At 46.4% G+C, this 3,589-nt stretch carries 4 protein-coding genes; all 4 read left to right on the top strand.

What is annotated here, in order from left to right; translation table 11 throughout:
* The coding region (locus tag WEIDD23_RS02270) for a prephenate dehydrogenase (RefSeq protein WP_242865394.1) at positions 1-627 on the top strand (627 nt) is incomplete at its 5' end.
* Between the two features lies 1 nt (position 628).
* A complete protein-coding gene (locus WEIDD23_RS12995) occupies positions 629-1,399 on the top strand; it encodes a shikimate kinase (protein WP_010373773.1) in 771 nt (256 codons plus the stop codon).
* Positions 1,396-2,589, top strand: coding sequence for an MFS transporter (locus WEIDD23_RS12990; RefSeq protein ID WP_062358717.1), 1,194 nt, complete (start codon positions 1,396-1,398; stop codon positions 2,587-2,589). The genes WEIDD23_RS12995 and WEIDD23_RS12990 overlap by 4 nt, the downstream gene beginning before the upstream one ends.
* 1 nt (position 2,590) lies before the next feature.
* A partial coding sequence (aroC, locus tag WEIDD23_RS02255) for a chorismate synthase (RefSeq protein WP_062358716.1) occupies positions 2,591-3,589 on the top strand: 999 nt, incomplete at its 3' end.

Here is a 3,589-nt window from a genome sequence, read left to right as displayed (position 1 = left end):
CCAATCGACTTATTAGTGGTCGCTGTGCCACCGAAGGAAACAATGGCGGTGTTACGTGATTTGCAGACAAATAATCTAGTCGTTGACGTGGCCTCTATTAAACAGCCGATTATGCAGGCGGCGAATCATCTACCGCATTTCGTTGGCGGACATCCAATGGCCGGTACAGATGAAACAGGATTTCTTGGTCGCAAAAAGGTTAGGTTTAATCAAGCGTCATTTTTCTTGGTTGGTAATGACGCGGATTGTCGTCGTATTATGACGCTACTCTCGCCTTTAGATAGTCGCTTCGAAACGGTTGATGCTACCGAACACGATGCCTTGATTGCGTTAACAAGTGATGCGACGCATTTAATTGCACAAGCATTAGTAGCAACTTTGGCCGTAAATGCGAGCGGAGAGGCACGGCCATTTATCGGTCCAGGCTTCCGTGATACGACACGGATTGCAGCCGCCAACCCTGAACTATGGACACAAATATTATTGGCGAACCGAGTTGCGACTACTGAAGCAGTAACGAATTTCATGATAGAACTGCAACGATTGTGGGAGTTACTTGTAGATAATAATGCAGCCGAATTATTAGCCGCTTTGACGGCTATTCAACAAATACGAAGGGAATATTAGCATGAAAATATTATTAATTGGCTTTATGGGAGTCGGTAAAACGACAGTGGGTCAAAAGTTGGCTCATGCTTTAGGCCAGCGTTTTATTGATTTAGACCAGGCGATCGTTGCGCATGTCGGGCAACCCATCCCATCGTTTTTTACGCAAGTTGGTGAACCAACTTTTCGTGAAATCGAAGCAAACCTGCTAGAAAGAGCACTTGAACAAGAAGATGTTGTTATCAGCACTGGGGGTGGCGTAATTGAAACGCCAAGTTGTGTCACCTTGTTAAACAGGGCAGATGTTTACACGATTTGGCTCAATAGTGAATTTAGTACAGTGACCGATCGTCTGTTAGCGACTGGCGAGGTACGGCCGTTGATGTTGCGACACTCACTAGCCTCTTTTTTTACACTGTGGCAGGAGCGGCAAACAAAATACACACGAACGGCTGATTTAATGGTCGCGACTGATTTTAAAACACCGGCAGAAATTTGTGATGAAATTGTTCGCCACGTTGCGGACGCAACAGTTTTAGACACCACACGAAGTCAAATTGATGCGATTGATCGCCAAATCTTGCAAGCAATGGTCGCGCGGCTAGCACTGGTGGATAAAGTTGCCAATATTAAAGCGAAGCATCATTTAGCAGTGGTACAGCCAGGTCGTATGGCAGCCATGCAAGAACGGTTACAAGCGCGTTTTGCGTCAATGTTACCGTCACAACTTGTTTCCGATTATCTGAAGTTGATGACTGAAACGGCGATTCAACGAGAGGAGGCGCAAATATGAACAAGGCACTTGCGATTCGCATGCAGGCGATTGTTTATCTCATGTACGTTGTGCAAGGTTTTGCATTGATTATACTCGCACAGACCATGAGCGCATTAACCACGATTTGGCATACTGATTTAGCTGGCGCAACAGCGGTTGTATCGGCGATTGGGCTTGGTAAATTGATTGCTTATCCGTTTTTGGGCGAATTGGCTGATCGCTGGCAGCGGAAAACATTGTTATTGCTGGCAATTTTAGCGTATGGATTATTTTTTATCTGTGTGCCAATTTCAACGCACATTTGGCAAGGCCTTATCTTAACAAGCTTTGCCGGTATTGCGAACGCCATGTTAGATGCAGTAGCCTACCCAATGCTACTGCTGCTTCATCATGGTCGTTCCAGCGGTAATGTTTTGATCAAGGCGATGATTTCGTTAGGGGAAGGGATTTTGCCAATCATCATTATCAATTTAAATCATTACCAACTTTGGTTCGGTTGGGTATTTTGGGTGGCTGCCGTGATTTTAGCGGTGGCATTGGTTGTGTTGCTTGACACTAATATGCCAGATGCAACGGTTGTGGTGACTGAAAGGGTGACACGGGCACCGCGCTGGCAATGGGATATTGTGCAAGTGACATTCTTGACGTATGGCTTTACTGCGATGTGGCTGATGATTCATTTTACACAGTGGGTAACACGCTATTTCCAACTGGTTCGCGGCTTCAGCGCGTCAAACGCACATTTATTGATGACTTGCTACAGTGTTGGGTCATTACTAGGTGTTGGCATTGTCTTTGTGTTAACTGGTCGCCGGTTAATACCTGAAAAGTGGTTGCTAGTGATGCTAAATTGTGTGGCGTTGATGAGCTTACTCTTTTTGCTAATTGTTAAAACCAACGCAGTGGTCTTAGTTGGTCTAGCAACAGGTTTGTTTGGTATGTCGGCCGCTGGTGGCGTGTTACAACTTGGTGTTGCGCAATTGATTGCACACAATCCAGGGTTTAACGGTCGCGCGACTGGTTGGTACTTTTTTGCAGGTAGCTTTGCGGTGTTGTTGATGCCAATCATCACCGGACAATTTGCGACACAGCACTTGGCACAGGTTATGCAGAGTTTGCTAGTCGTGAGCGTCATTAATGTCATTTTAGTTGGGACACACGCTATGCGCGTAGTGGATAGAAATCGAACAGAAATCGGAGAAAAATAGCATGCGATACATGACAGCAGGTGAAAGCCATGGACCAGAAGAAATGGCAATTATCGAGGGGATTCCTTCGGGGTTAAACGTGACAACCGATATGATTAATCATGAATTAGCACGACGTCAACATGCGTACGGCCGTGGGCAACGTCAAGTGATTGAAACAGATACCGTGACCATTCTGTCGGGTGTTCGTCATCAGGTCACGCTTGGTTCGCCAATCACCCTTAACGTTCATAATGATGATCACAATCATTGGCGTAAGATTATGGATCCAAATACGCCAGCAGATGCAGAAAATTCGATGCGTAAGGTCATGCGACCACGCCCAGGACATGCTGATTTAGTCGGGGGCATTAAATATCGCCATCAGTCTGATTTACGAAATGTGTTGGAACGTTCATCTGCGCGTGAGACGGTAATGCGTGTTGCGGTAGGTGCCGTTGCTAAAGCGCTATTGCGAGAAATTGGTGTTGATGTACATGGTTTTGTGCGAAATATTGGGCCGGCGTTTAGTGATCTTGAACGCTTAACGACGTTCCAAGATCTTGCGGAATTAAGGGCTGTAACGGAAAGTTTCCCAACGCGGGCCCTGGATGAAAAGGGCGATCAAGCGATGCAAGCTGTTATCGACCGGACGAAACGAGATGCAAATACAGTCGGCGGTACGGTGCAAGTAATGGCGACGGGGATGCCAGCTGGGTTGGGGTCTTACGTTGCGGCGACTGAAAAGTTAGATGCAAAAATTGCGCGGGCCATTATTAGTATTAATGCGTTCAAAGGCGTTGATTTTGGCGGTGGCTTTGAAAATGCTGAAAAATTTGGCGATCAGGTGATGGATGAAATTTTTTGGGATGCTGACAAGGGGTTTACGCGTGGCAGTAACAACCTAGGTGGCTTTGAAGGCGGTATGACAACTGGGGGTGTGATTGTTGTACGTGGGGTAGTTAAGCCAATCCCAGCGCTCTATCGACCAATGCAAAGTGTGGATATTGATACGCACGAG

The sequence above is a fragment of the Weissella sp. DD23 genome (assembly GCF_001579105.1).
GTDB lineage: Bacteria > Bacillota > Bacilli > Lactobacillales > Lactobacillaceae > Weissella > Weissella cibaria.
Note: the sequence above shows the minus strand (reverse complement) of the source record. Positions and strands in the feature narration are given on the sequence as shown.